This is a genomic window from Saccharothrix sabaoui, assembly GCF_051756985.1.
Lineage (GTDB): Bacteria > Actinomycetota > Actinomycetes > Mycobacteriales > Pseudonocardiaceae > Actinosynnema.
The window spans coordinates 1-26064 of sequence record NZ_JBPKJK010000131.1 but is presented as its reverse complement, the minus strand read 5'-3'; the positions used below and the strand labels follow the sequence as shown (position 1 = coordinate 26064).

At 76.8% G+C, this 26064-nt stretch carries 24 protein-coding genes and 2 pseudogenes; 11 read left to right on the top strand and 15 right to left on the bottom strand.

Going from position 1 to position 26064, the window contains the following annotated elements:
• Positions 1-19: 19 nt before the first annotated feature.
• Positions 20-829 carry a hypothetical protein gene (locus ACR807_RS31140; protein ID WP_438925031.1) on the bottom strand — a complete coding sequence of 270 codons (810 nt, stop codon included), beginning with the start codon at positions 827-829 and terminating at the stop codon, positions 20-22.
• 154 nt (positions 830-983) lie between these two features.
• Between ACR807_RS31140 and ACR807_RS31135 the strand changes: the two genes are divergently transcribed.
• Both ACR807_RS31135 and ACR807_RS31130 read left to right on the top strand, forming a co-directional pair.
• Positions 984-2390, top strand: a complete 1407-nt coding sequence (locus ACR807_RS31135) for an AfsR/SARP family transcriptional regulator (protein WP_438925030.1) — start codon at positions 984-986, stop codon at positions 2388-2390.
• A 67-nt stretch (positions 2391-2457) separates the two neighbouring features.
• Positions 2458-3018: pseudogene (locus tag ACR807_RS31130) on the top strand (YbaB/EbfC family nucleoid-associated protein); the annotation flags it as partial.
• Between the two features lie 9 nt (positions 3019-3027).
• On the opposite strand, the gene ACR807_RS31125 reads toward ACR807_RS31130, so the two are convergent.
• Both ACR807_RS31125 and ACR807_RS31120 read right to left on the bottom strand, forming a co-directional pair.
• The gene (locus tag ACR807_RS31125) at positions 3028-3366 is read right to left on the bottom strand and encodes an Rdx family protein (RefSeq protein WP_438925029.1); all 339 of its coding nucleotides are present in this window, start codon (positions 3364-3366) and stop codon (positions 3028-3030) included.
• A 184-nt stretch (positions 3367-3550) separates the two neighbouring features.
• On the bottom strand, positions 3551-4504 hold the full coding sequence (locus tag ACR807_RS31120; RefSeq protein ID WP_438925028.1) for a helix-turn-helix transcriptional regulator: 954 nt from the start codon (positions 4502-4504) through the stop codon (positions 3551-3553).
• Positions 4505-4597: 93 nt separating this feature from the next.
• Here ACR807_RS31120 and ACR807_RS31115 point away from each other — a divergent pair, with 93 nt between their 5' ends.
• Positions 4598-4948 (top strand): nuclear transport factor 2 family protein, encoded by a 351-nt coding sequence (locus ACR807_RS31115; RefSeq protein ID WP_438925027.1) that lies wholly within the window; start codon positions 4598-4600, stop codon positions 4946-4948.
• A gap of 43 nt (positions 4949-4991) precedes the next feature.
• Here ACR807_RS31115 and ACR807_RS31110 read toward each other — a convergent pair whose 3' ends face one another.
• The 3 genes from ACR807_RS31110 to ACR807_RS31100 form a co-directional block, all read right to left on the bottom strand.
• Entirely contained in the window at positions 4992-7358 is a 2367-nt protein-coding gene (locus ACR807_RS31110; RefSeq protein WP_438925026.1) for a VIT domain-containing protein, read from the bottom strand.
• Positions 7355-7969: a MerR family transcriptional regulator gene (locus tag ACR807_RS31105; protein WP_438925025.1), complete on the bottom strand. Its 615-nt coding sequence runs from the start codon at positions 7967-7969 to the stop codon at positions 7355-7357. The genes ACR807_RS31110 and ACR807_RS31105 overlap by 4 nt, the downstream gene beginning before the upstream one ends.
• A 102-nt stretch (positions 7970-8071) precedes the next feature.
• Complete coding sequence (locus tag ACR807_RS31100; RefSeq protein WP_438925024.1) at positions 8072-8461, bottom strand: hypothetical protein; 390 nt, start codon at positions 8459-8461, stop codon at positions 8072-8074.
• A gap of 96 nt (positions 8462-8557) precedes the next feature.
• On the opposite strand from ACR807_RS31100, the gene ACR807_RS31095 reads away from it, so the two are divergent.
• A complete protein-coding gene (locus tag ACR807_RS31095; protein ID WP_438925023.1) occupies positions 8558-11140 on the top strand; it encodes a tetratricopeptide repeat protein in 2583 nt (860 codons plus the stop codon).
• A gap of 230 nt (positions 11141-11370) precedes the next feature.
• On the opposite strand, the gene ACR807_RS31090 is transcribed toward ACR807_RS31095, so the two are convergent.
• The 3 genes and pseudogenes from ACR807_RS31090 to ACR807_RS31080 all read right to left on the bottom strand — a co-directional run bounded on the left by ACR807_RS31090 (position 11371) and on the right by ACR807_RS31080 (position 12887).
• Entirely contained in the window at positions 11371-11841 is a 471-nt protein-coding gene (locus ACR807_RS31090; RefSeq protein WP_438925022.1) for a PP2C family protein-serine/threonine phosphatase, read from the bottom strand.
• 79 nt (positions 11842-11920) lie between these two features.
• A pseudogene (locus ACR807_RS31085) lies at positions 11921-12055 on the bottom strand (MerR family DNA-binding transcriptional regulator); the annotation flags it as partial.
• Positions 12056-12125: 70 nt separating this feature from the next.
• Positions 12126-12887: an SGNH/GDSL hydrolase family protein gene (locus ACR807_RS31080; RefSeq protein WP_438925021.1), complete on the bottom strand. Its 762-nt coding sequence runs from the start codon at positions 12885-12887 to the stop codon at positions 12126-12128.
• Positions 12888-13117: 230 nt separating this feature from the next.
• Between ACR807_RS31080 and ACR807_RS31075 the strand changes: the two genes are divergently transcribed.
• On the top strand, positions 13118-13633 hold the full coding sequence (locus tag ACR807_RS31075; protein WP_438925020.1) for a hypothetical protein: 516 nt from the start codon (positions 13118-13120) through the stop codon (positions 13631-13633).
• On the opposite strand, the gene ACR807_RS31070 is transcribed toward ACR807_RS31075, so the two are convergent.
• Positions 13630-13968: a DUF6510 family protein gene (locus tag ACR807_RS31070; protein ID WP_438925019.1), complete on the bottom strand. Its 339-nt coding sequence runs from the start codon at positions 13966-13968 to the stop codon at positions 13630-13632. The two genes, ACR807_RS31075 and ACR807_RS31070, sit on opposite strands and share 4 nt — an antisense overlap.
• A gap of 166 nt (positions 13969-14134) precedes the next feature.
• Here ACR807_RS31070 and ACR807_RS31065 point away from each other — a divergent pair, with 166 nt between their 5' ends.
• The 3 genes from ACR807_RS31065 (at position 14135) to ACR807_RS31055 (ending at position 17145) form a co-directional block, all read left to right on the top strand.
• Positions 14135-15055 carry an alpha/beta hydrolase gene (locus ACR807_RS31065; RefSeq protein ID WP_438925018.1) on the top strand — a complete coding sequence of 307 codons (921 nt, stop codon included), beginning with the start codon at positions 14135-14137 and terminating at the stop codon, positions 15053-15055.
• Positions 15056-15151: 96 nt separating this feature from the next.
• Complete coding sequence (locus tag ACR807_RS31060; protein ID WP_438925017.1) at positions 15152-16306, top strand: class I tRNA ligase family protein; 1155 nt, start codon at positions 15152-15154, stop codon at positions 16304-16306.
• 95 nt (positions 16307-16401) lie between these two features.
• The gene (locus ACR807_RS31055) at positions 16402-17145 is read left to right on the top strand and encodes a class I SAM-dependent methyltransferase (protein ID WP_438925016.1); all 744 of its coding nucleotides are present in this window, start codon (positions 16402-16404) and stop codon (positions 17143-17145) included.
• 62 nt (positions 17146-17207) lie between these two features.
• On the opposite strand, the gene ACR807_RS31050 is transcribed toward ACR807_RS31055, so the two are convergent.
• Positions 17208-17795 (bottom strand): TMEM165/GDT1 family protein, encoded by a 588-nt coding sequence (locus tag ACR807_RS31050; RefSeq protein WP_438925015.1) that lies wholly within the window; start codon positions 17793-17795, stop codon positions 17208-17210.
• A 299-nt stretch (positions 17796-18094) separates the two neighbouring features.
• On the opposite strand from ACR807_RS31050, the gene ACR807_RS31045 reads away from it, so the two are divergent.
• Positions 18095-19513 (top strand): phosphatase PAP2 family protein, encoded by a 1419-nt coding sequence (locus ACR807_RS31045; protein ID WP_438925014.1) that lies wholly within the window; start codon positions 18095-18097, stop codon positions 19511-19513.
• A gap of 69 nt (positions 19514-19582) precedes the next feature.
• Here ACR807_RS31045 and ACR807_RS31040 read toward each other — a convergent pair whose 3' ends face one another.
• The 3 genes from ACR807_RS31040 to ACR807_RS31030 form a co-directional block, all read right to left on the bottom strand.
• Positions 19583-19936 carry an SPW repeat domain-containing protein gene (locus tag ACR807_RS31040; RefSeq protein WP_438925013.1) on the bottom strand — a complete coding sequence of 118 codons (354 nt, stop codon included), beginning with the start codon at positions 19934-19936 and terminating at the stop codon, positions 19583-19585.
• 119 nt (positions 19937-20055) lie between these two features.
• A complete protein-coding gene (locus tag ACR807_RS31035) occupies positions 20056-20940 on the bottom strand; it encodes a Vgb family protein (protein WP_438925032.1) in 885 nt (294 codons plus the stop codon).
• A gap of 179 nt (positions 20941-21119) precedes the next feature.
• Positions 21120-21995 carry an EamA family transporter gene (locus ACR807_RS31030; protein ID WP_438925012.1) on the bottom strand — a complete coding sequence of 292 codons (876 nt, stop codon included), beginning with the start codon at positions 21993-21995 and terminating at the stop codon, positions 21120-21122.
• Between the two features lie 116 nt (positions 21996-22111).
• On the opposite strand from ACR807_RS31030, the gene ACR807_RS31025 reads away from it, so the two are divergent.
• Complete coding sequence (locus ACR807_RS31025) at positions 22112-23005, top strand: LysR family transcriptional regulator (RefSeq protein WP_438925011.1); 894 nt, start codon at positions 22112-22114, stop codon at positions 23003-23005.
• A gap of 69 nt (positions 23006-23074) precedes the next feature.
• Here ACR807_RS31025 and ACR807_RS31020 read toward each other — a convergent pair whose 3' ends face one another.
• Entirely contained in the window at positions 23075-24229 is a 1155-nt protein-coding gene (locus tag ACR807_RS31020) for an RsbRD N-terminal domain-containing protein (protein ID WP_438925010.1), read from the bottom strand.
• Positions 24230-24469: 240 nt separating this feature from the next.
• Here ACR807_RS31020 and ACR807_RS31015 point away from each other — a divergent pair, with 240 nt between their 5' ends.
• Positions 24470-25738: a YncE family protein gene (locus tag ACR807_RS31015; protein ID WP_438925009.1), complete on the top strand. Its 1269-nt coding sequence runs from the start codon at positions 24470-24472 to the stop codon at positions 25736-25738.
• The last annotated feature ends 326 nt before the right edge of the window (positions 25739-26064 follow it).

Sequence of the window (26064 nt, the reverse complement as noted above, 5' to 3'; positions counted from 1 at the left end):
GAGCCCGTCAGGAGCCCGGTCAGGACAGGGCGCGGAACACCATCGGCCGGGTGGACACCGGCTTGTACTGGTCGACGACGTTCTCGTTGGCGCCCCACCAGTGGCCGGTCGGGACATCGGCGGCGGTGGTGCTGATGAAGATCCAACCGCGGCCGACGCCGCTGTACTCGGTGGTGCCGACCGCCCGGGTGTCCGGGTAGGACTGGTACGGCGAGGAGGTGTTGGTGCTCGCGACGCCGTGCGGGTTGCTGGTGCTGTCGATCACGCGCACGGCCCACTCGCGGGTGGCGGCGTTGCCGTCGCGGTCGTACAGGTGCGGCGCGGCGGTGACGACCGCGACGTGCCCGGTGGCGTCGCCGGTGCCGCCCGCCGAGTCGGTGTACTTGACGGCGATGACGTCGCCGGGGACCAGCGAGGACACCGTCGTCTTGGCGGTGAAGTGCTCCGCGCCGGAGACGAACCCGTCGTAGTACTTGGCGGCGGTCGGGCTCTCGCTGGTGAACTCGGTGGTCAGGTAGGAGTCGGTGGCCCAGGAGAAGGTGTGCTTGAGCGCCTGCGTGAGCAGGGGGGCGCACTTGGCCTTGTTCTCGTAGGTCGTCGGGCTGCCCGGCGTGCCCCAGACGACGCTGGTGGCGACGTCGGCGTGCCCCTTCGCGCCGGGGTAGAAGTTGTAGGTGTCCTGCCCCGGCCACGCCAGGGAGTTGAGGTTGTCGGCCAGCTCGGCCAGCTCGGTGTGCAGCGCGGCCGACGTCGCGTGCGCGGGTGCGGCGGTGGCCAGCACGGCGACCGCCGCGACGGCGGAGGCGATCAGGGCGCGGAACGTGCGCATGGGTGCTCCCTCTCGAACGCGGTGCGGCGGCGGGGCCTCGTCGTCCGGCCGCCGGTGTTCCCGAGAATGGGGAGCGCCGTCGGCGTGCCCTGATACGGGTGCGGGCATGAGATTCGGTTCACGCTGACGCCGCCGCGTGTGGCACGTTGGTGGGGTGACCCTGGACATCCGGGTGCTGGGCGGGGTGGGCGCGGTGGCGGACGGCCGCCCGCTCGACGTCGGCGCGCCCCGGCAGCGGTGCGTGCTGGCGGCGCTCGCGGTGGACGCGGGCCGGGTCGTGCCGGTCGACCGGTTGGCGGAGCGGGTGTGGGGGGAGGCGCCGCCGTACCGGGCGCGGACGCTGCTCGTCGGGTACGTGTCGCGGCTGCGGCGGGTGCTGCGGCCCGCCGGCGCGGACGTCGTGCGGCAGGCGGGCGGGTACGCGCTCGTGGTCGAGGCGTCCGAGGTGGACCTGCACCGGTTCCGCGCGCGGCGGGCGCGGGCCAGGGGGCGGGACGACCGCACCGCGGCCGTGCTGCTGGCGGAGGCGGCGGCGCAGTGGCGGGGCGACGCGCTGGCGGGCGTGCGCGGCGCGTGGGCGGACGCCGAGCGCGACCGGCTGCACCGGGAGCGGCGCGAGGTCGAGCGCGCGCTGGCCGACGTGCGCCTGCGGCTGGGGCAGCGGTTCCGGCACGGCTTCGGGCTCGACGGGGAGCTGGTGGCCGAACCGGAGCCCGAACCCGGACCGGCCGCCGACGTGGACCTGTCCCGCCTGGACGAGGTCGCGCTGCGCCGCCTGGTCGACGCGCACCTGGGCACCGCGCTCGCCGCCGACCGCGTGCTGGACCCGCACCGCCCGCCGGTCGGCGTCCCCGCCGAGCCGCCGGCCGACCCGCACGCCTGGTTCGCCGGGGAGCACGCCGTGCTGCTGGCCGCGCAGCGCCTGGCGGTCGAGCGCGGGTGGCACGAACCGGCGTGGCGGCTCGCGTGGGCGATGGACACCTTCCACGCCCGGCAGGGCCACGACGCGGCGGACGACCTCGCCCGCACGCTGGTCCTCGCCGAACGCGCCGGCGACGACACCGCCCAGGCCCACCTGCGCCTGCTGCTCGCCCGCGCGTGGCAGGAGCGCGGGCACCCCGAGGTGGCGCTGGAGCACGCCACCGAGGCGCTGCAACGGGCCGGGTCGCCGCTGTGCCACGCGTACGCGCTGGTCGCCGTCGGAGTCGCCGAGGCGGGCGCGGGCCGCTTCGACCGGGCCCAGGTGCACTGCGAGGCCGCGCTCGCCCTGGCGCACGAGCACCCCGGCGTGGCGGCGGTGGCGCACGACGGGTTGGGCCGCACCGCCGACCTGGCCGGCGACCACGCCGCCGCCGTGCGCCACCACGAGCACGCCGCGTCCCTGCACCGGGACTCGTGCTGGGCGCCGGTCGCGCTGGAGCGCCTGGCGCACGCCCACCGCGCCGCCGGCCACCTCAACCAGGCGCGGGCGGCGTGGCGGCGGGCGGTCGACCTCTACCAGGCCCAGAAGCGCGACCGCGACGCCCTGCGCGCGCGGCAGCGGCTGGCCGCGCTCGGCTGAGCGGGCCGCTCCCGGGCGACCCCGGTCAGCCGGGGAGACCGGGCAGGGACGGCCCGAGGTCGAGGGGACCGCGGAGTCCCGCGACGGGTGGGTGTCGGTCGCCGCGGGGGCGGACGGCCGGGTGCGCGCCCTGCGGCTGGACCCCCGGATCTACCGCGCCCCCGGCGCCGCGCGGCTCGCGGACACCATCCGCGACACCGTGGCGGACGCCGTCGGGCAGGCGCGGCGGCGGGCGTTCGAGCTGCTGGCCCCGTTGCTCCCGCCGGGTTCCCGGGCCGAGGACGCCGACCTGGCGTTCGGCCCGGTCCTGCACGACCTCGCGACGCGGAGAGGGGCGACGGCCGACGCGATGGGCCGGCCGGCCGCCGCCGGGGCGCGGAAGGGCGCGGACCGGGGCGCGGTCAGCGCCGAACTGGACGGCCTGGCGGGACAGCTCGGGCGGGGCGAGCCGGGTGCGGCGTTCCTGGCGGGCTACCAGCGGCCGGCGGTCACCACGGCGGAGGCGGTCGAGGGCTGCTGCCGCGTGCCCGGCCTGCCGGCCGGGGCGGGTGACCGGTCGGTCGACGAGTACGCGTCCACCGACCAGCGCAACCGGGACCGCCTGGCCTCGGTCGACGCGCCCCCGTGACCGGCGCGCTCAGGCACCGCCCTCCGAACCCGTCACCTCCGGACCCGCCGCCTCCCGACCCGCCGCCTTCCGGTCGCTGTGCCCGAGGTCGCGGCCGGGTGCGACCCGGTCGCGCACGAGCTGCTTGAGCGCGGCCATCTCCGGGAACCCGCCCTCGGCCTTGCGCGACCACAGCAGCTCCCCGTCGAGCCGCACGTCGAACACCCCGCCGGTACCGGGCACGAGCGCCACCTCGCCCAGCTCGGTGGTGAACGTCGTCAGCAGCTCCTGCGCCGTCCACCCGGCGCGCAGCAGCCACCGGCACTGCGTGCAGTACTCCACCTCGACCCGGGGTCGCCTCGTCGTCACGGGGCCAGTATCACCACCGCGGGCAGGTCCCGGCCACGCGGGGAGTTCGCAGCGGAACCGGGTGGGCGACAGGTCCCCCTCCCCGGCCGCCGGTCCTGCCACAGGCGGAACGCGCCGCCCGAGGTGCGGTAACCGCCGCCGGGTCCCGGCGCGACCGCCGGTCCGCGTGACGCTCCGCGAGCGGTCAGCTCGTGCCGTCCCGCGCGACCACCTCCCGCGCGACCACCTCCCGCGCGACGCGGACCAGGTGGTCGCGCAGCTCCACCGGCGACACCACCTCGACGTCGGTGCCGAACGCGAGCAGCGGCTGGGCGGCGGCGAACGAGCTGAAGGCCAGTTCCAGCCGGTCGCCGTCCTCCGGCGGCGGGCACGTCAGGTCCGCGCGGTGCACGCGCACGAACCGCTCGAACGACCGCCGCCGCACGCGGACCACCACGCGGACGGCGGCGGTCGCGTCGTCGAACCGGCGGCTCAGGGTCTCCCAGACCTGGGCCAGTTCCACGTCGCGCCGCCGCACCGGCTCGTCGAGCACCGACCGCGCCACCACCCGGTCGGCGCGGAACATGCGCGGCGCGCCGCGGTGGTCGGCGACCAGGTACCAGACGCCCGCCTTGTTGACCAGGCCGTACGGGTCGACGGTGCGGGTGCGCACGTCGCCGTCCCCGTGCCGGTAGCGCAACCTGAGCCGCCGGTCGGTGAACACGGCGTCCTGGAGCGCGTCGAGGTCCGCGGTGGACCGGCCGCGCCACCGCACCGGGTCGACCAGGACGCGCCTGCTGACCCGGTCCGCGCCCTCCCGGTGCGGTGCGGGCAGGGCCGCCATCACCTTGCGCAGCGCCGAACCCAGGGCGCGCCCCAGTCCCAGGTCCGCGTGGGCGTGCCCGGTGATCAGCACGAACAGCGCGCGGGACTCGTCCGCGGTCAGGCCGGTCACGTCGGTGCGGTAGCCGGGCAGCAGCGCGATCCCGCCGTGCCGCCCGCGTTCGGTGTAGACGGGCACGCCCGCCGAGGACAGCGCCTCGACGTCGCGCAGGACGGTGCGCACCGACACCTCCAGGCGCTCGGCGAGCTTCGCCGCGGGCACCCGCCCGTGCGTCTGGAGGAGCAGGAGGATCGACAGCAACCGGTCGGCCTTCACCCGCTCAGGATGCCCGGGAAAACCTGACAGCAGGTGTCTTGTTCCCGGTGCACGCTCCTCCTCGCAAGGACATCCACGGAGAGGCACGAGCACATGACCGGCACCACCAGCCCAGCCCTGACGACGGCCCTGGCCCACCACCGCGCGTGGACCTCGGGCGACCTCGACGCCACCATGGCCCTCGTCGCGGACGACGTCGTCTGCGAGAACCCCAACGGCGTGCTGCGGGGCGCCGGGGCGTACCGGCGGTTCACCGAGGGCTTCACCGGGATGCTCACCGGTTCCGCCCTGGTCGCCGCGTTCGGCGACGACGGCACGGCCCTGCTCATGTACACCACGGACACCCCGAAGGCACCGGGTGCGACGGCCGCCGAGCACCTGACCGTCGTGGACGGTCGGATCACCGGCATCCGCATGGTCTTCGACCGGGCGCCCCACGCGTGAGCGGGAGCGGGGCGGGACCACGCCGGTCCCGCCCCGCGCGCGGTCAGCGCTTCCAGAACGGCGTGCGCCCGCGCGGCGCGGCCAGTGCCGCGAGCGTCGCCCCGGCGTGCCGGAACCGGCGGTCCAGCTCGGCGCGGTCGGCGGTCGGCACGGCCAGTTCCGCGGCCAGGTCGCGCAGCGCGCGGAGGGTGTCGGCCGGTTCGCCCGCCGCGCCCCAGGCCGCCTCGTGCCGGGTGATCGCCTCGTGCAGCCGGGTCAGGGCCGCCGCGTGGTCGGTCGCGGCGCGCAGCGCGGCCAGTTCGTCGGCCACGAACCGCGCCAGGTCCGGGGCGACCTGCTTCTTCGGCAGGTCGGGGCGGGCGCCGCGCAACCGCGGCGGGGCCCCCGCCGGCGCGGCCATCATCGGCGCGGCCATCGGGGCGGGCATGGGGGCCGGCATCGGGGCGTCGGCCATCGGGGCGGGCATCGCGCCGGCCGGGCGGACGGCGGCCCGGGGCGCCGCGCCACCCCCGCCGAACCCGCCGGCACCGGCCGCCCGGGGTGCCGCCCAGCCGTCCGGCGGCTCGACGGGCTGGGTGACGCGGTGCAGCTCCCCGGACTCGGTGACCACGCGCTGGTCCACCGCCACGAACGCGGTGAACCGGGACAGGACGCCGAACGCCAGCGACGTGTCGACGATCCGCCGCTCCAGCGCGTCGCGGTCGCCCGAGCCGACGACGTAGCGGTCCTCCAGGTCGCGCACCCGCGCCCGCGCCCACAGCGCCGACAGGCTCGGGTTGTCGCTCGGCACGGCGGTCACCCGCTGCCGCCAGCCACCGTCGCCGACCGCCTCGACCGCGCCCGACGCGGGACCGGTGAAGCGGCCGGTGACCACGACCGGCGCGCCGGGGAACAGGTCGGGCAGCGGCGCGGGGGCGAGGGAGTCCTGGTCCACCGCCAGGCCGTCCGGGCGCAGGGCGAGGCCGGTGAGCACGGGCGTGCCGATGCGCCGGTGGACCTGCCGCATGGCCTCGTCGAGCCGGTCCTCGGACTCGACGAGCTCGAACCGGCCAGTCGACCCGGCCAGCCGCTGGAGGAACGCCTCGTTCACGGCCCGGTCGACGCCCACGGTGTGCACCCGCACGCCCGCCAGTTCCGGGCCGAGTTCGCGCAGCAACCGGTCCTCGTCGCCGACCTGGCCGTCGGTCACCAGCACCAGCACCCGCTCGCGGTCGCCGGCGGCGCCGAGGGACCGGGCGGCGGCGCGCAGCGGCTCCAGCATCTCGGTGCCGCCGCGCGCGGCCAGGCCGGCCAGGAACTCCACGGCGCGGAAGCGGTTGCGGTCGGTCGCCTCGACCAGGTCCGGGCCCAGGCCCGGCGCGGTGTCCACGGAGTTGTCGAACGCCAGCACGGTGAACCGGTCCGCGGTGTCGAGCGAGTCGACGATGCGGGCCGCGGCACGGCGCGCGGCGACCATCTTCCAGCCGTTCATCGACCCCGAGCGGTCCAGCACCAGGACGACGTCGCGGCCCCGGGCCGGGACCGCCGCGCGGGGCGGCAGCACGGTCAGCGCGAACGTGCCGCCCCGCCCGTCGTCGTCCGGCCGCACGGCCAGGGACGTGCGGACCGCGTCCTCCTCGGCGAACCGCAGGCGCAGCAGGAAGTCCCGGTCCACGCGGGCGCCGGGCTCGACCCGGACCCGGAACCCGGTCGCGGTCTCCTCGGTGACGGTGGCGTGCAGGGTGGACGACGCGGTCGCGGGCGGCAGGCCCGCCGTGTCCACGTCGACCACGACCGACAGCCGCACGGGGTGCGCGAAGCCGGGCAGCAGCACGGGCGGGCTGATCCGGGAGGCGTCCGGCACCGCGTCGGTGTCCGCGGCGGTGCCGTCGCCGACCTGGTCGCCGGGCAGCGGCGCGCCGGGGACGTAGCGGGGCGCGACGACCAGCGGCAGCCGGTAGGTGGCCGCGTCGTCCTCGTAGGCCAGCGCACCGGCCAGGGTGAGGCGCACGGTGACCCGCTCCCCCGGCACGACGTTGCCGACGCGCGTGGTGAACACGCCGGGCCGCTCCTCCTCGGCGATGGCGGCCCGCCTGCCGGACGTGATGGCCCGGTCGTAGTCGGCGCGGGCCTGGCCGCGCTCCTTGAGCACGCCCTCCACCACGCGGCCGTCGGCCTCCACGCGCAGCGCCGTCACGGCCGAGCGCGAGGGCAGCGGGAAGACGTAGGTCGCCTCCAGCGGCACGTCGTGCGGGTTGTGGAACACCTGGGTGAGGACGGTGCGCGAGGCCAGGCCGGTGATCGCGGCCTCGACCTCGACCGCCTCTAGCGGCAGGTTGCCGCGTTCCGTGCGCAGGCAGCCGAGGCCGTCGTCCTCGGTGGGCGCGGTCACGCCGCCGACGGCCTCGATGACCTCGATGCGGGTGCTCATCCCTCGTCCTCTCCGGTGGTGGGGGCCAGGCCCATGCGGCCGAGCAGGTCGAGCAGCGGCGCCGCGGCGGCCTGGATGGCCGCCAGCTCGGCGTCGTCGGGCGCGCGGTCGGCGGCGTCGAGCACCACCGTGACGCCGTCACCGAGGCGCAGTCCCTGGACGGACCGCACGGTGACCGCGGCGGCGGGGGGTGGGGGCGCGGGCACCGCGGGTCGTTCCCGCCAGAACCCCTCCCGTCCCCGCCCCCGCGCCGGCGGCCGGGACGGGGCGACCTCGGGCAGCCCGGCCAGCTCGGCGAGCCCCCGGTCGGACGCGCCGACCGTCATGCCCTGGATCTCGGCGAGCGTGTGCCCGGCCGCCTGGAGCTTCTTGATCGCGACGACCTGGAGCAGGTGGCGCTGCCCGTACAGCGCCGTGCGCCCCCGGAACCCGGCGGGCCGGTCGACCAGGCCGATGGTGGTGTACCACCGGATGGCCCGCCCGTTCGGCAGCTCCCGCACCCGACCGTTGCGCTGCCCGTCGTAGTTCTCGGCCAGCAGCGCGGCGACCCGCTCCGGGAGCTGCTCGATGGTCCACAGCTCGTCGTCCACGCCGCCATCGTGCACTGCCACCGTGACACTGTCAATGTTGCAGTGTCACGGTGGCAGTGGAGGCGGTGGCGGCGTGGACGACGACAGTCGAGGCGATCCGGTCGGACAGCGGGCCGTTCGGGCTCAGCGGCCCAGGGCGGCGCGGACCCTGGTCACCGCGGCGTGCTCGTCGCGGCCCACGTGGCCGTCCGCGCGGGCGACTTCCGCGCACATCGCGACCACGGCCTCGGCGAAGGCGTCGGCCTCGGCGGCGGAGCGGTCGGCGAGGAAGGTCACCGAGGCGCGCAGGGCGGCGAGGACGCCGTGCTCCACGTCGGCCATGCCGCCGGCGGGCAGCTCGGGCGCGCCCGCGTCGACCGCCTCGCGCACCGCGGGCGGCAGGGCGGCCATCGCCCTGATGCCGGCGTGGCTCTCCCGGTCGAGCGAGCCCTCCTCCGCGACCGACACCAGCACCATGGCGCCGTAGACGGCGGTGCGGAGCGTGCGGCTTTCCTGGTCCGTGTAAGCGATCACGACCGCAACCCTAGAGGCGGCCACCGGCGGGGGCGCGCGGTCCGCCCTAGGATCGGTCGCGACCACCCCCGCGCTCCCCGCACCAGGAAGCAGGGCATGCCGCACCCACCGGACGCAGCCGACCCGTTCTCCCCGGACCCGTTCGCCGCGGTGCCCGACCCGGGTGGCGCCGGATCGCTGGACGACCTCGTGGAACGCCTGCGGCTGCTGAAGGTCTGGGCCGGCGACCCGTCCTACGAGGTGGTCAAGGACCGGGTCAACGCCGGGTGGGCGGCGACCGGGCGGCCCGCGTCGGACCTGGCGCGCAAGACGACCGTCGCGGACTGCTTCAAGCTCGGCAGGCGGCGGGTGAACACCGACCTCGTGCTGGCCGTCGTGCACGCCCTGCACCCGGACGTCGGGTACGTCGCGCAGTGGCGGCAGGCGCTGCGGGTGGTGGGCGGCGAGGCCGCGGCGGCGTCCCAGGTCCGCGTGCAGGACGTGCTGCCCGCCGACCCCGCCGGGTTCACCGGTCGCACGGCCGAGTCGGCGGCCCTGCGGCGCGCCCTGGAGGAGGGCGCGGTCACCGTGCTCGCCGGGATGGCGGGCGTCGGCAAGACGCGGCTCGCCGTGCGCGCCGCGCACCTGGCCCGGCGGGACGGCGTGGTCGACCGGGTGCTGTTCGTGGACCTGCGCGGGTTCCACCCCGACCCGGCGCAGCCGCCCGCGGACCCGGCGGCGGTGCTGGACGGGTTCCTGCGGCTGCTCGGCGTGCCCGGTCACGAGGTGCCGCACGACCTGCCGGGCCGCACGGCCGCCTACCGCGACCGACTCGCGGGCACCCGCACGCTGGTCGTGCTGGACAACGCCGCCACCACCGACCAGGTCCGGCCGCTGCTGCCCGCCACCCCGGGCTGCCCGGCGCTGGTCACCAGCCGGCGCGACCTGCCGGGCCCGGGGTTCGGGCACCTGGCCGTGGACGTGTTCGCCGCCGAGGAGGCCGCGTGCTTCCTCGGCGACGCGGTGCGCGGCGTCCCGGTCGGCGCCGACCCGCGGGCCGCCGCGCGCGTCGCCGACCGCTGCGGCCACCTGCCGCTGGCGCTGGACCTGGTCGTCGGGCACGTCCGCGCCACGCCCGGCTGGACCCTGACCGACCACGCGGACCGCCTCGACGAGCGCCACCGCGACCGCCGCCTGGACTCCGGCGTCGAACTCGCCCTGGACCTGTCGTACCGGCACCTGCCCGGGGACCGGCGGCGGCTGCTGAGGCTGCTCGCGCTGCACCCCGGGCCGGACGTCGACGGGCACGCCGCCGCGGCGCTCGCGGGCACGGACCTCGCCACCGCCCGGCGGCTGCTGGACGACCTGTGCGGCGACCACCTGCTCCAGCGGCCCGCGCCCGGCCGGTACGGCTTCCACGACCTGGTCCGCGCGCACGCCTCGGGCCGCGCGGTGGACGAGGACCGGCCCGCCGAGCGCCGGGCCGCGCTGACCCGGCTGTTCGACCACTACCTGGCCACGTCGGCGGCGGCGATGGACGTGCTGTCCCCGGCGGAGGCCGACCTGCGGCCCAGGGTCGGGCCGCCGTCGTCACCGGTGCCCGCCCTGGAGGACCGCGAGGCCGCGCGCGACTGGCTGGACGCCGAACGGCCCACGCTGGTCGCGGTGGCGGCGCACACGGCCGCGCACGGCTGGCCCGAGCACACCACGCGGCTGTCCACCACGCTGTACCGCTACCTGACCGGCGGGCACTGCGGGGACGCGCTGGCCGTCCACGGCCACGCCCACCGCGCCGCGGTGGACCTCGCCGACCCCACCGCGCAGGCCAACGCGCTGAGCAACCTGGGTACCGCGCACATGCAGCGGGGCAGCCACGAGTCGGCCGCCGACCACTTCCGCCGCGCCCTCGTCCTGTTCGAGCGGGTGGACGACCTGGTGGGGCAGGGCCGCGTGCTGCACAACCTGGGCATCGTGGAGGAGCGGCTCGGCCGCTGCGCCGCCGCCGTGGGGCACGCCCGGCGGGCGCTCGCGCTGTGCCGCCGCACCGGCGACCGCCTCGGCGAGGCGCACGGCCTCAACATCATCGCGCACCTGCTGGCCAAGCAGGGCGACCGGGCCGAGGCCGCCGAGCGCCACCGCGAGGCGTGGGCGCTGTTCCGCAGCACGGGCGACCGCACCGGCGAGGCGAACACGCTGCTCAACCTCGGCGAGGTCGAGTCGGCCCTCGGCCGGCTCGACGCGGCGGGCGAGCACCTGGGCCGAGCCCTGGAGCTGTACCGGGAGGTGGGCGACCACGACGGCGTCGCGTGGGTGCTCGACGGGCTGGGCACGCTGCACGTCCGCCTCGGCCGCCCGGACGAGGCGGCGGGGCACTACGGGCGGGCGCTGGACGCGCACCGCGACATGGGCAACCGGGACGGTCAGGCGTGGGCGCTCGCGGGTCTCGGCGAGGCGGCGCTGGCCGCCGGGCGACCGGCCGAGGCCGTGGCGCACCACGAGGCCGCCGAGGCCATCGCCGCCGACATCGGGGCGCGCGACCAGCGGGCCCGCGCGCACGCCGGTCTCGGGCACGCCCAGCGCGCCCTCGGCGACGAGGCCGGCGCGCGCGAGCACTTCGCCCGCGCGGCCGGGATGTACGCCGAGCTGGGCATGCCCGAGGCCGGGGAGGTCCGCGCCCACCTCACCGCCGGTGGTGCGTGATGGCGGTGGCCCGGCCGGTGCGTGCCCGGTCGGGCCACCGCCATCACCCCCCAGTCCACCTGGTGCGCGGGCGCGGCCCCCGAACGGCGGACCGCTCGTCGTCCGAGTGGCCCCACCGCGCCACCGATCCTGCGTGAACCGAGGAACGCTCGGGGAAATCCCGGACGATCCCGGACGCCGCCCGACGAGAGGGTCCCGGGACCCGGGAAATCCCGGCCCCGGGCCCCGTCTCAGCCGACGACCACGTCGGCGACGACGCAGACCACGTTGTCCGGACCGCCCGCCCCGTCGGCCGGCTCGACCTCCCCACCGGTCAGGGCGCGCACGAGCATCGACCGCTGCGGGTGGGTGAGCGCCTCCTCCCCGGTGAGCCCGCCCTCCGCGATCAGCGACCGCACGGCGGTGTGGTCGTGCGTGATGCGGAACAGCTCGCCGCCGCGCAGCGGGTACGCCCGCGCGTCGCCCACGTGCACCAGGCCCAGCCGCGAGCCGGACAGCACGAGCGCGGTGAGCGCGGTGCCGCTGCACTCGTCGACCGGGTCGGCCGACAGGTGGTCGCCGACGGCGCCCGCCGCCCGCCGCACGGCGTCGGACAGGGCGTTGAGCAGCTCCCCCGCCGGCACGGGGGCGTCCAGCGCGGCCGGCGCCCCGATCGCGGCCGTGCTGAGCGGTTCGCCCCTGGCGCCGAAGCCGTCGGCCACGGCGAGCAGCCGCTCGCCCGCGTAGCCGGATGCCGAGCCGGCGCAGCCACGCGACCAGGCGGGGCCGGTCGAGCTGGTCCGGCGAGTACAGCCGGTAGCCCGACAGCGGGTCCACCCTGGCGGGCGTGAGCAGCCCCGGCTCGTCGTAGAGCCGCAGCGCCTTGGGCGTCAGGCGGCAGGCCCGCGCGAACGCCCCGATGGTCAGCAGCTCCACGGCCCGCCCCTCCCCGGACCGGGCGCCTCGCCCGGTCCGCACCACCGTGGGGCTTCACCCGGGGTGAAGGTCAAACCCTCGGCAGCGCCTCGACCCGCGTCCAGGCCGGGTGCTTGCCGGCCCGGTCGTCGCCGGAGGAGCGCCCGCGCAGCCGGCGGGTGAGCCAGGGCAGCACGTGCTCGCGGTAGTACCTGGCCTCGGCGAGCGGGCCGCGCCGGGCGGGCGGGTCGGGGTCGAGGACCTCCGCCTCGGTGGCGTGGCCGAGGGCGGACAGCACGAGCGCGGCGACGCGCCGGTGACCGGCGGCGTTGAGGTGCAGCCGGTCCGGCGACCAGTAGCCGGGCCGGCGGATCTCCACGTCGTTGAACACGTCGACGAACGTCAGGTCGTGGCGGGACGCCAGCTCCGCGACGGCGGCGGTCAGCGCCACGCCCCGGCGGTGGACCGTGCGGCCGAACGGCAGCCGCTCCGACGGGTCGGCCCCGCTGAGCAGGACCAGGCGCACGCCCGCGTCGAGGCAGCGGCGCACGGCGCGCCCGGTCAGCTCCACGAGCTGCCCCTCGTCGACGCCGGGGCGCATCATGTCGTTGCCGCCGCCGTTGAGGGTGATCATCGTGGGCGGCGGGTCCAGCGCGAGGGCCGCGTCGAGCTGCTCGCCGACGATCGGCGCGAGCAGCCTGCCCCGGACGGCCAGGTTGGCGTACTCCACCGCCTCACCGCGCGCGGCGGCCAACCCGGTGGCCACGAGGTCCGCCCACCCGCGCGAGGACCCGTCGGGCAGGTCGTCCCCGAGCCCCTCCGTGAAGCTGTCGCCGATCGCCGCGTACCGCACCCGTCCCCGCCTCCCTGTAAGCCAACCCACCCAGCATATGAGGTGTCCTCGGCGGACCGGCGGGAGCACGTCCCCGCCGGTCGGCCACTCCACTGTGGACCGTCGCGGTGGTGGTGCGGAGCACAACCGGGCCACCGGGCGAAATCCCCCTTACGTGCGGTTTGCGGTCATCCGGTCGGAGCGCCGGGAACACCGCTCCCAGGAGTGCCGCGAGGGGAGAGGAACCCACGATGAAGACCCTGATCACCGCCGTTGCGACAGCGCTCGCCTGCACCGCCGCCGTCCCGGCCGCGGCGCAGGTCGCGATCCGCGAGGCGGCCGCCTGCGACACGTACGCGGCCGACCGCGCCACGTCCCGCAGCGAGGCCCAGGCGAGGGCGCAGTCGTGGATCGACGAGCGGGCGCCCTACGGCCAGGGCCGCTGCCACGGCAACCAGCACGGCAGCTACCGGTCGGACTGCTCGGGCTTCCTGTCCATGGCGTGGGGCCTGGCCGTGTCGCGCAACACGTCCTCGCTGGGCGAGGTGTCCACGCAGATCCGGCACGCCGACCTGCGACCGGGCGACGCGCTCAACCGCAGCACGCACGTCGCCCTGTTCATCCGCTGGGCCGACGCCGCGCGGACGCAGCCCGTCGTGCGCGAGCACACCGGCCCGGACGGCACGGCGCCCGTGGAGCGCACGTGGTCGGCGGAGACGGCGAGCGGCTACACGCCGATCCGCTACCGCAACATCGTCGAGGGCTAGCCGGGCGGGTCCTGACGGGGCGGGTCCTGGTGGGGTGGGTCCTGGTGGGGCGGGTCCCGGTCGGGCAGGCCCTGGTCGGCCAGGTCGATGCGCAGCGACGCGGCGCCGCGCAGGTCCAGCCACACCGCGCCCGGGCTCCGGTTGACCCGCAGCACGACCTCCTCGCAACCGGGGCACCGGGCGACCAGCGCCGGCGGTTGGCCGTACACCCTCAGGGCCGTCACCGGCCCCGTCGCGCCGCACGCGCCGCAGCGGGCCCGCGCGGCCGTCAGGTCGACCGCGAACACCTCCGCCAGCGGGCCCGCGAGCGCGTTGCCGTCCCCCACCTGGTCCACATCAGCCTCCGCTGGGTCCGAAGCGCCCGGTCCCGACCCGCCGGGTCGTGGTCGAGCGCGACGAGGATGTCCACCACCGCACCCACTGCCCCTCAGGGTGACTTCAGGGTAGCTCTGGGTGACACTCCCGATACGAGGGGTGCTCCCGTTCCCTAGCGTTGCCCTCATGCCGACGAACACCAGCTCGCTCACCCAGGTCCCCCGCCCGAGGCCGGCGGCGGGCGCGGCGAGGGTCACGACCGGCCTGCCCGCGCCCACCGGACCGCACCCCGTCGGCGTGACCGACCTGCACCTCGCGGACCAGGGGCGACCGGACCCTCGGGTGGCCGGCGCGCCGCGCGAGCTGGTCGTCAGCGTCCACTACCCGGCGCGCCCCAGCCTCGCCCCGCTCGCCCGGCTCACGGCGACGGCCGCCGCCGAGGCGCTGGGCGCCGCCGGGTCCGCCCCGGGGGCACCGACCCGCGGCCTCACCACCAACTCGCGCACGGACGCGCCGGCCGCCGGGGGGCGCTACCCCGTGGTGCTGTTCTCGCCCGGCGCGGGGCGGTCGCGCGCCGAGGGCACGCCGGTCGCCGAGGAGCTGGCCAGCCGCGGGTACGTCGTCGTCTCGGTGGACCACGTCTCGGTGGACCACGTCTCGGTGGACCACGCGCCCGAGCCGGCCGGGGTGCCGGCCGCGGTGCTCGCCACCAGGGTCGCGGACCTCCGCTCGGTGCTCGACCACCTGGCCGGCCTGACCCACCGGCTGCCGGTGGACCTGGCTCGGGTGGGCGTCCTCGGGCGCGCGGCGGGCGGCGTCGCGGCGGCCCGGACCGCGGGGACCGACCCGCGCGTCGGCGCGGGCGCGGGCCTGGACGACGGCACCGCGTGCGCGCGCACGGCCCGCAGCATCGCCACCACCTGCCCGGACCGGCCGTTCCTGCTGGTGAGCGCCGGTACCTGCGGCGGTGACGCCGACCTGTCCTGGCGCGAGCCGGGACGCCACGACCACCTGCGCCACGTGCACGTCGGGACGGACCCGGTGCGCGCGGCCACCGCGCGGCGCACCCACGTGGCGGCGTTCTTCGACCGGCACCTGAAGGGCTGAGCGCGGCCGTTGCCGGTCGGTGCGCCGCGCCCGCCGAAATCCAGGCGGGTCCGGCGCGCCGGCGCTGCTAGCGTCAGCCGACCGAGGAGGTGGGCGGTGGCGCGCGTGTACGTCACGACGAGCACCGGCCGACGCCTGCCGGACCTCGGGTACGCCCTGGGCGCCGTGCAGGCCGACGTGCTGGCCCGGCACCACCGGATGCGCGGCGACAAGGTCCGCTTCCTGACCGGCACCGTCGGCGCGGGCGGCGCGTTCGCGGCGCTGCGCGAGCCGCTGGCGCTGTCCACCACCGACTTCCTCGACGGCGACGACCCCCGGCACGCGGCGGGCGTCGAGCGGTTGCGGCGCGCGACGGGCGACGCGTCGCGGCACGTCGAACGGGTGCGCGGCCTCGCCGCGTCCGGCGCGCTGCGGATCGCGCCCACCGGTCCCCCGCCCGCCGGACCCGACACGCCCGGCGACCCCGACGACCCCGGCGAGGGCCACTGGGGGCCGCTGACCAGCCTCGGGTACGCCGCCGACGGGCCGAACTTCCGGCGCTGGTGGCTGGACGGCGACCGGCGCGTCCACGTGGTGGGCCGGGCCGAACTCGGGTTCCACGCCCTCACCTGGCCCGCGCTGCTGCTGTCGGCCGGCCTGCCGACGCCCACCGACGTGCTGGTGCACGACGACCTGGCCGGCTCGCCGCTCGACCCGCTCGACCTGGCCGCGCGGTACGGCGCGGACGCGGTGCGGTGGTGGCTGCTGCGCGAGGCGTCCGCCGACCCGGCGGCCTCCCGGCTCGTCACCGCCGCGAACCGGGACCTGGCGGGCACGCTCGGCAAGACCGTCGACCGGGCCGTGACGATGGTCCACCGCTACCGCGACGGCCGCCCGCCCGCGTCCACCACCGCCGCGCCGGGCGCGGACCGGCTCACCGCCGCCTGCCGCGACGCGCCCGACCTCGTGCACGAGGCGTTGACGGACTTCGACTTCCCGCGCGCGATCGCGGCGGTGTGGCGGGTCGTCGAGGAGTCCGACCGGTTCGCCGCCGAGCAGCACCCGTGGGACCTGGCCCGCGCCGAACGGGCCGGGGACCGGGGCGCGGGCGCGCGGCTGGACGCGGTGCTCGCCGCGCTCCTGACGGCCTGCCGCACCCTGGCCACCCAGCTGACCCCGTTCGTCCCGGCGCTGGCGGACCGCATCGCCGGGCAGTCGTCGGGCCTGTCCGGCGCCCTCGCCCTGCCGCAGGTGCTGTTCCCGCGACGGTGAACGACCACCCGAATCCACTGTGGACGAGCGAACACCCTTCCACCGAAGGGGAAAACGGGTGGCGGTCCCGCCCGGACCGCGTCAGGCTGAGGGGCATGACTTTCGACGACCTGGTGGCCGAGGGCGAGTCCGTCCCGGTCGAGGGCTGGGACTTCTCCTGGTTCGAGGGCCGCGCCACCGAGCAGCGGCCGTCGTGGGGCTACGCGCGGCTCCTCGCGGCGCGCACCGCCGAGGCGGGTGCCGTGCTGGACGTGCAGACGGGCGGGGGTGAGGTGCTGGCGACCGTTCCGCGCCCGCCGCGCGTGCTGGCGGCGACCGAGTCGTGGCCGCCGAACCTGGCCGTGGCGCAGCGGAACCTGGCCCCGCTGGGCGGGGTGGTCGTGTCCGCGCCGGACGACGGTCCGCTGCCGTTCGCCGACGCGGCGTTCGACCTGGTGGTCAGCCGCCACCCGGTGGTGACGCCGTGGGCCGAGGTCGCCCGGGTGCTCGCACCCGGCGGCACGTACCTGTCCCAGCAGGTCGGTCCGGGCTCGGTGCACGAGCTGACCGACTTCATCATGGGGCCACAGCCGATCGGCGACGACCGCGACCCCGACCGCACCGCCGAGGAGGCCCGCGGGGCCGGCCTGACCGTGGTGGACCTGCGCCCGGAGACGCTGCGCGTGGAGTTCTTCGACATCGCCGCCGTGGTCCACTTCCTGCGCAAGGTGATCTGGATCGTCCCGGGCTTCACCGCCGCCGCCCACCGCTCGCGCCTGGCCGACCTGCACGAGCACATCGTGCGCGAGGGCTCGTTCGTCGCCCACTCGACCCGGTTCCTGATCGAGGCGAAGCGCTGAGGCGTGCGCCGGGAACCGGCACGGCGCCCGCCACCGGGGTGGGTGCGGGCGCCGTGCCGGGATCAGGCGAGCTGGCGCACCGCGTCGATCGCGAGCCAGACGCCGAACAGGAAGAACAGGGCCGCCGCGCCGTAGCGGATCGCCTTCTCCGGCAGGTTGCGGCCCAGGGCGCGGCCCACCACGATCGCCAGCGCGTCCGCCGCCACCATGCCCAGGGTCGAGCCGACCCACACGCCGAACCAGCCGTGGTCGGTGGCCAGGGTGATGGTGGCGAGCATCGTCTTGTCCCCCAGCTCCGCGAGGAAGAACGCGGTGCCGACGGCGATCACCGCGGACTTCGTCACGCGCTGCGCCTTGGACTTCTCCTCCTCGGTGAGCGTGTCACCGCGCAGGGTCCAGAACCCGAAGCCGATGAACGCCAACGCCGCCACCAGGGCGATCCACCCGGTCGGCAACGCCGCTCCCAGGCCGTGGCCGATGCCGACCGACGCGAGGTGCACGAGCGCGGTGGCCAGCGTGATGCCGAGCAGCACGGGCCACACCTTGAAGCGGGTGGCGAACGTCAGGGCCATGAGCTGGGACTTGTCGCCCAGCTCCGCGACGAAGATCACCCAGAACGACAGCGTCGTGCCGACTAGCACTGCATCCATTGGAACCGGTCCCTCATCCTGCGGCCGGACCGGGGCGCGACGTGGGCGACCTCGACCCGGCACGTGTTGTGCCTGGATCGAAGGTCTCGCCCGCCCCGGTGACCGAGGCCGCCCGACCGGACCCGTGAACGGGTCAGTGTGTCGACCGGGACGTTGGGGGCTACTCCCCTTCGCTTGCGCCACGAAGCCTAGACGACGGGTCCTTCCGGGCCAAACCGTTGTGCGCCCGCTCACGCCCGGCGGTTTCGCGAACGCCGCGCGTGGGCACGCCCAGGGGTGATCAACCCTGAGGAGGGGACGTGGCGCGCGGTCGTCCGGGTGTGCTGGTGGCAGAGCGGTTCGCCGCGTCCCTCGTGGTGGCCGCGTTGGGGGGCACCGGTTTCGCCCTGGTGTTCCTGCTGGTGCGGTGGTCGCCGGCGGGCGGGGTGGACCAGTTGGTCGCCGACTGGGCGACCCGGGTCGTGGCGGCCGACGACGGGGTCGTCGGCGTGCTGGAGGCGCTGACGCGGCTCGGCGACACCTCGACGCTGATGTTCGTCGGCGGCCTCGGGGTGCTGTGGCTGCTGGTGCGCGGGCGGCGGCGGGAGGCGGTGTACGTCGCGGTGACCGCCCTGGGGGCCGGGGTGCTCGGCGTGGCGGTGAAGGAGGCCGTGGGGCGGTTGCGGCCGCTGGTCGAGGTGGTGGTGGCGTCCGCCCCCGGGCCGAGCTTCCCCAGCGGGCACGCGCTGGGCTCGCTCACCACGTACGGCGTGCTGCTGCTGGTCTTCGGGTCGGTGCGCCGGGTGCGGGTGGTGGCGGGCCCGGTCGTCGTGGCCGCGGTCGTGGTGGTCGGCGTGACGCGGGTGGCGCTGGGCGTGCACTTCGTGACCGACGTGCTGGCGGGCTGGCTGCTGGGCCTGCTGTGGCTGGGGTTGACGGCGGAGGCGTTCCGGCGGTGGCGGCGCGACGTCGGGCTGCCCGACGCGCCGCCCGTGCACGGCGTGGCACCGGACGCCGCCGACGACCTGAGGCCGGTGCCGCGCGGGCACGTGCCCGCGGTGGCGCACCCGTGGCGGGTGGCCGCCGAACTGCTGGTCGTGTGGGCGCTGCTGCTGTGCGCGCTGTTCGGCCTGGGCCGCCTGCTCACGGCGGCGGGACCGGACGCGCCGCCCGCGTTCGACCGGGCGGTGTCGGCGTGGTTCGCCGAACGCCGCACCCCGTTCTGGGACGCCGTGCTGATGCCGTTCGGCACGGTGGGCGGCACGTCGGCGGTGGTCGCCGCGGCGGTCGTGGTGTGCGTGACGTCGTTGGCCGTGGCCCGGGCGTGGCGGCCGGCGGTGGTCGTCGTGACGGGCATGACCGGTGAGATCACGCTGTTCCTGCTGACCACGGCGATCGTGGACCGGGCGCGGCCGGCCACCCGGTCGACCGACGACCTGCCGCCCACGTCGAGCTTCCCGTCCGGGCACGTGGCCGCGACGCTCGTGCTGGGCGCGCTGACGGCGTACCTGGCGGTGCGCGGCACGCGGCACTGGTGGCGGTGGGTGGTGGTGGCGCTCTGCGTCGCCGTGCCGGTCCTGGTCGCCCTGCAACGCCTCTACTCGGGCCTGCACCACCCGACCGACGTGCTCGGCAGCGCGCTGCTGGCCGCGGTGTGGGTGACCGCGACGATCGCGCTCACCGCGAACGGCACCCGCCGCGCGGCGGTGCCGGACCGCGACGCGCGAAGCCCGCGCTGAGCGCCGACCGCGGTCAGCACGGCCCAGTCGACACCGCCTGGTCAGCGCGGCCCGATCGACACCGCCCGGTCAGCGCGGCCTGGTCACCAGGGTCATCGCGACGCCGACCGCGGTCACCGCGCAGCCGATGCCGAGGGCGTTCGCCAGCGGCACGACCTCGGTCTGCCGGATGCCGTTCAGCCACGGGTTCGCGGCGATCCACCAGCCGGACAGGACGAGCACGGGCCCGGCCCAGCGGGCGTCCAGGGGCGCCATCATGCACACCAGGGACACCACCACCACGACCGCGCCCGCCACCACGGCGTCGCGGATGCCGTTGCGCTGGTCGGTGAAGCCCAGGCCGACCGCCACCGGGGACATGAGCTGCCACAGCCCCAGCAGGAACGCGGTCACCCCGAGCCACGACGCGAGCCGCCGCTTCACGCGCGCACCCCGCGGTCGGGGCGCAGGCCACAGATCGACACTTCCCAGCTTCCCATCGCCCGACCGCTCGCGGTACCGGTTCCCGCTGGGTGGTACTACGGCCGGCGCCCCCACCCGGTTCACCGCGAGGTGGAGATCCGCGCCAGCGCGCCGGTCTCCAGCGCCGCCCACAGCGCGCCGTCCGGGCCGAGCGCGATGCCGTGCGGCTCGGAACCGGGCGACGGCAGGTCGTGCGTCGTGACGACGCCGTCCGCGGTGACCGACCCGATCCGGTTGCCGCCCCACTCGGTGAACCAGCACGTGCCGCCGACCGCGGTGATCGCGTGCGGGCGGGCGGCCCGGTCGGGCAGCGGGAACTCGGTGACCTCGCCGTCGACGGTGATCCGCCCGACCTGCCCGGCGGCGATCTCGACGAACCACAGCGCGTCGGGCCCGGCCGTGATGCCGACCGGCGCGGCGGCGTCGGTGGGCAGGGGGTGGAGGGTGGTGTCGCCGTCGACGGTGATCCGGCCGATGGCGTTCGCCTGGTTCAGGGTGAACCACAGCGCGCCGTCCGGCCCGGCCGTGATGGCGGACGGGAACGCCCCCGCGACCGGCAGCGGGAACCCGGTGACCTCGCCGTCGACGGTGACGCGCCCGACGCGGTCGGCCGCCGACTCGGTGAACCACAGCGCGCCGTCCGGTCCGACCGCGAGCCCGAACGGCCCGCAGCCGTCCGCCAGCGGGAACCCGGTGACCTCGCCGTCGACGGTGACGCGCCCGATGCGGTGCGCGCCGTACTCGGTGAACCACAGGGCGCCGTCCGGCCCGGTGACCACGATCGTCGGCGCGCTGCCGGGTTCGAGCGGGAACCCCGCCACCTCGCCGCCCGGCACGAGCCGCCCGATGCGCGCGGCGTGCACCAGGGTGAACCACAGCGCGCCGTCCGGGCCGGCGGTCAGCGCGTACGGCCCGTCCCCGGCGCCTGCCACGACGTGCTCCTCGATCACGACCCGGTCCGCCACGCTCTCCCCCTCCGGACTGGCGATGATCAAGCAGGGTAACGGTTCGCCCCGACCGCCCGCACCGCCCCGGCGCGACCGGGGTGACCCGGGACGGGGTCGGGGGCGGGACAGGGCGGTGTCCGCGCCCGGCCGGCTCGTCCGGGTCGAGCGGCCGGCCGGTGAGCGGGCGGGGGCGGCGCTCACGTCGCCGGCGCGCGGGCGGAGGACAGGGTGGACCCGACGCTCGCCAGCACGACCAGGCCGATCGCGGCGACCGCGAGCGGACCGACGTGCTGGGACAGCGCGAGCGCGCCCACGAGCGTGGCGACGACCGGTTCGAGGCTCAGCAGCACGCCGAACACGGGGCGCGGCAGGCGGCGCAGCGCGGCCAGCTCCAGCGTGTACGGGATCACCGACGCCAGCACCGCCGTGCCCAGCGCCACGGCCAGCAGTCGCGGGTCACCCACCGCGCGCCCCGCGCCGCCGACGCCGAGGGGCAGCAGCACGGCGGCGGCGACCGCCAGGCCGACGACGAGCCCGCCCTGCCCCGGCACCACCGCGCCCAGCCGCGCGCCGGCCAGGATGTAGCCGGCCCAGAACACGCCCGCGACCAGCGCGAACACCACGCCGAGCGGGTCGAGGCCGCTCGCCGCGCCGTCCCCGGTCCAGCCGAGCGCCACCACGCCCACCGCGGCCAGGCCCACCCACGCCAGGTCGCGCGGGCGGCGGGACAGCGCGGCGGCCAGCGCGAGCGGGCCGAGGAACTCGACGGTGACCGCGACGCCCAGCGGGACGCGGGCGATCGAGGCGTAGAAGAAACCGTTCATGCCGGCCAGGGAGAGGCCGAACAGGACCGCCGCGAGCCAGTGCCGCCGGTCCCAGCCGCGCAGCGACGGCCGCACGACGGCGCACAGCACGGCGGCGGCCAGCGCGAGGCGCAGGAACGTGGCGCCCGCCGGACCGGCCACCGGGAACAGCTCGGCCGCCAGCGCCGCCCCGACCTGGAGCGACGCGCAGGAGCCCAGCACCATCAGCACCGCGGCGGCACGCCGTTCGGTGGGCGCGAGGGCGGTCACGCGGTGACCTGTGGCTCGAAGATCATGCGTCCACCCTCGGTCACCCGCACCCGTCGGTCCAGCGAACCTTCCTGCGCGATACTCGTCAGCAGAACCGCACGATCGCGGAGGTCCGGGTGCTCGACGTCCACCGGTTGCGGCTGCTGCGCGAGGTGCACCGGCTGGGCACGCTCGCCGCCGTCGCCCGCGCCCTGTCCTACAGCCCGTCCGCGATCTCCCAGCAGCTGGCCCAACTGGAGGCCGAGGCGGGGGTGCGGCTGCTGGAGCCGGTGGGGCGCGGCGTGCGGCTGACCGAGCAGGCCCGCGTCCTCGTCCGGCACACCGAGGTGATCCTGCACCGGCTGGAGCTGGCGCGGTCCGAGCTGGCGGCGTCGCTGGACGAGGTCACCGGCACCCTGCGGGTGGCGTCGTTCCAGACGGTCGTGCTCGCCCTCGTGCCCCGGGCGCTGACCCTGGTCGCCGAACGGCACCCCCACCTGCGCGTGGAGATCACGCACCGCGAGCCGGACGCCGCGTACGCCGGACTGCTGACCCGCGACCACGACCTCGTGCTGGGCGAGGAGTACCCCGGCCTGCCGGCGCCACCCGACCCGGGCGTGGAGACCGAGGACCTCGTCCACGACGAGCTGCGGATGGCCCTGCCCGCGCGCGGGCCGCACCGCCGCGCCACCACCAGGCCCGCCGACCTGGCTTCGGTCCCGTGGGTCCTCGAACCCGCCGGCACGGCGGCGGGCCGCTGGGCGCGGGCCGCGTGCCGCGCGCTCGGCTTCGAGCCCGACGTCCGCTTCGAGAGCCCCGACGCGCTGCTCCAGGTCCACCTCGTGGAGACCGGCCTGGCCGCGGCCCTGCTGCCGGACCTGCTGTGGACCGACCGCGCCCACGGCGTGCGCCTGCGGCACCTGCCGAGCCGCCCGCACCGCCGCCTGTTCACCGCGGTCCGCTCCGGCGCGACGACGCACCCGGCCGTGCGCGCCTTCCGCGAGGCCCTGCACCGGGCGCGCACCGGGTAGGCGGGCGCCGGGCGGGGCGGGCGCCGGCGGAAGCCGGCGTCAGCGGTGGCGCGTCAGCCGAGGCGGACGTCAGCGGTGGCGGGCCAGCCAGGTGCGCAGGGCCCACCACCAGCGCAGCGCGTCGAGCACCGCCGAACGGCCGCCGAACGCCGGGTGGTCGGTCGAGGTGCCGGTGACCTCCTCCAGCCGGTCGAGGCGGTAGCGGACCGTGTTGGGGTGGACGTGCAGGAACGCGGCGGTGCGGCTGAGCCGCCGGTCGTGGTCGAGGTAGGCCAGGGCGGTGCAGACCAGCTCGCGGTGGAACTCGTCGTCGTGGTCCAGCGCGGCGAGCAGGGTGTCGCCGAGCAGGCCGGCGAGCACGGGGTGGGCGGCCAGCGCCGTCTCGCCGGCCAGCTCGGTCAGGTCGCGGACGCCGCGCAGGCCGAGGTCCGCCGCGACGCGCAGGGCCGCCGCGCACAGGTGGTGGACGTCGTGCAGCGCGTCGAGGGGCACCGCGGGGGCGGCGACGACCAGGGTGTCCAGCGCGGCGGGCGGGTGCGGCGCGAGGCCGGTCAGGCGGCCCTCGACGATGCCGCAGACGCCGCCGTGCGCGAGCAGCCGCTCCTCCAGGGCACGGGCCTGGACGGGGTCGGTCACCGCGGACACCAGGCAGTGGTACCGGCCGTCGGGGCGCAGCCCGGCGCGGCGCAGCTCGTCGTCGGCGGGCGGTGGCGCGCCGTCGCGCAGCAGCAGCCGGCGCAGCAGCAGGGTCCGGGTGTCGCGGGTCGTGCGGGACAGCTCCAGCTCCGCGGTGTGGTAGCCGCTGATGACGTGCCGCTCCAGCGCGCCGGTGTAGCGGTCCAGGTCGAGGATCGCCTCCAGGATCACGTCGTCGGGCACGCCCGCCTCGCGGCAGCGGGAGATGGCGATCGCGGTGGCGCGGGTGCGGCCCGCCTGGACGCCGCGCAGCAGGCCGGCGATCGGCACGCCCTGCGCGGCCCGGTCGGAGCCGAGCGCCTCGGCCGCGGTGAAGTCCTGCTCGTCGGGGTCGCGCGCGCTGGTGAACGAGTCGAGCCCGGCGGCGAGCATGACGGCCACGTGCCGCCGGTTCTCCGCCTCGGGCAGCCTGGCGACGTCCGGCGCGTGGCTGCGCGCCTCCCGGACGAGCTGGTCGACGACGTCCTCGTCCGCGGCCATCCCCTTGAGGACGCGACCGATCACGCCGAGGCCGTGCACCGCGCCCATGCGGCCCTCCCCACCGGCGTTGTCGACGGGCCACAACGGGCCGGCCGCGCGTTGGTGCCGCGCCCCTACCCGGTGTGCGCCGTCTGTTGGTTACCTGTGGCTACCGCACGGTAACAGCACGACCGGCCCGCCGGGAGCCGCCGATCCCGGTCCACCCGCTCCGCGCCGTGCGCGTTCCCGCGTCCCGCCCGCGGTTCCCGCACGCGCGTGATGAACCCCTGCGTCCGGATTGGAGCCCCCGTGACAACGACGACACCCGCTCCGCGCCGAAGGCGACGTGCCCGACTCCTCGCGGTGCTCGGCGCGGGCGCGCTCCTCGCCGGGCTCGCACCCGCGAGCACGGCGGCGGCCGACCCCCGTGCCCTGCGCCAGGTCATGTTCGTCGGCAACAACTGGGAGGGCACCGCGGACGTCATCGCGCCCTCCGGCGACTTCGCGCGGATCGGCCGGCTGGACGTGGTGCCCGACCGCGACCAGCGGTTGGCGGAGATCTACCTCAACCCGATCAAGCTCGGCTTCTTCCTGGGCATCCGGCTCGGCCCCGGCGAGGGCCACGACCAGCTGATCGACGACATGTACACCACGCCGGACGGCTCCGCGCTCGTCGTGTCGCGCCCCAGCTTCGCCGACGTCGTGTCGATCGACCTGACCACCGGCGGCGTCCGCTGGCGGTTCCCGGTGTCGGGCTTCCGGGCCGACCACATGGCGGTGTCGCCGGACGGCACGCGCGTCGCCGTGTCGGCCTCGACGTCGAACACCGTGCACGTGCTGGACATCGCGACCGGGCGGCAGGTCGGCTCGTTCACGACCGGCGACAAGCCGCACGAGAACGTCTTCAGCGCCGACGGGCGGTACCTGTGGAACATGTCGATCGGCGAGGTGTTCACCGACCTCGACGACCCGTTCTGGGACTTCACCAAGGGGGACCGGAAGATCACCGTGGTGGACGCGACGACGTTCCGCGACGCCCGGGTGATCGACATGCGGCAGCGCCTCGACGCGGCCGGCCGACCGGACCTGTCGGACGCCGTGCGCCCGGTGTCGTTCACGCCGGACGGGTCGAAGATGTACTTCCAGGTCTCGTTCTTCCACGGCTTCCTGGAGTACGACGTCGCCGCCGACCGGATCACCCGGGTCAAGGAGCTGCCGAAGAACCCGGCGACGACCGACGACCGCACCGCGTACGTGAACGACTCGCGCCACCACGGCGTGTCGATGTCGCCGGCCGGGGACAAGCTGTGCGTCGCCGGGACGATGGACGAGTACGCCACCGTGGTGGACCGCGCCACCCTGGCCCAGGGTCCCCTGGTGCCGGCCGCCAAGCCGTACTGGGCCACGGTGAGCGGTGACGGCCGGGCGTGCGTCATCTCGGAGAGCAACGCCGACCGGGTGACCGCGATCGACTTCGCGACGGGCCGCAAGATCGTCTCGGTGCCGGTGGGCGACCACCCGCAGCGGGTGCGCGTCGGTCACGTGCCGGCGGGGTGGACCGGCCCGACCGGCCGCTGACCGACCCTTCCGCGGGAACACCCCCGCCTCGCGCGGGACCACCCCCGTCCCCCGTCCGGTTCGCGGAGCGCCCCCTCCGCGAACCGGGCGGGGGACGAGGTGTTCCGGGACCGCTTCCCGCCGGCCGCACCACCCGCTCCGGCCCGACCTGTCGCGGCCGGCGCGCCCGAGCGGGTCGGGTCGGTCCCGTCCCTCCCGGTGGTCCTCCGGACGTCGGCAACGGCTTGATGCCTCGTTGCGGTGAACCCGCCGGCAGCCCGCACGCCCTCGCACCAGGGGTGCGGGTCCCCCGTGGCGGTCACGCCACCACCGCCGCGGACCACGCA

Excerpts from the sequence above, each read along its gene's own strand:
- ACR807_RS31140 (WP_438925031.1), bottom strand. The coding sequence starts at position 829 with ATGCGCACGTTCCGCGCCCTGATCGCCTCCGCCGTCGCGGCGGTCGCC.
- ACR807_RS31115 (WP_438925027.1), top strand. The coding sequence starts at position 4,598 with ATGACCGGCACCACCAGCCCAGCCCTGACGACGGCCCTGGCCCACCAC.
- ACR807_RS31110 (WP_438925026.1), bottom strand. The coding sequence starts at position 7,358 with ATGAGCACCCGCATCGAGGTCATCGAGGCCGTCGGCGGCGTGACCGCG.
- ACR807_RS31095 (WP_438925023.1), top strand. The coding sequence starts at position 8,558 with ATGCCGCACCCACCGGACGCAGCCGACCCGTTCTCCCCGGACCCGTTC.
- ACR807_RS31075 (WP_438925020.1), top strand. The coding sequence starts at position 13,118 with ATGAAGACCCTGATCACCGCCGTTGCGACAGCGCTCGCCTGCACCGCC.
- ACR807_RS31065 (WP_438925018.1), top strand. The coding sequence starts at position 14,135 with ATGCCGACGAACACCAGCTCGCTCACCCAGGTCCCCCGCCCGAGGCCG.
- ACR807_RS31055 (WP_438925016.1), top strand. The coding sequence starts at position 16,402 with ATGACTTTCGACGACCTGGTGGCCGAGGGCGAGTCCGTCCCGGTCGAG.
- ACR807_RS31050 (WP_438925015.1), bottom strand. The coding sequence starts at position 17,795 with ATGGATGCAGTGCTAGTCGGCACGACGCTGTCGTTCTGGGTGATCTTC.
- ACR807_RS31020 (WP_438925010.1), bottom strand. The coding sequence starts at position 24,229 with ATGGGCGCGGTGCACGGCCTCGGCGTGATCGGTCGCGTCCTCAAGGGG.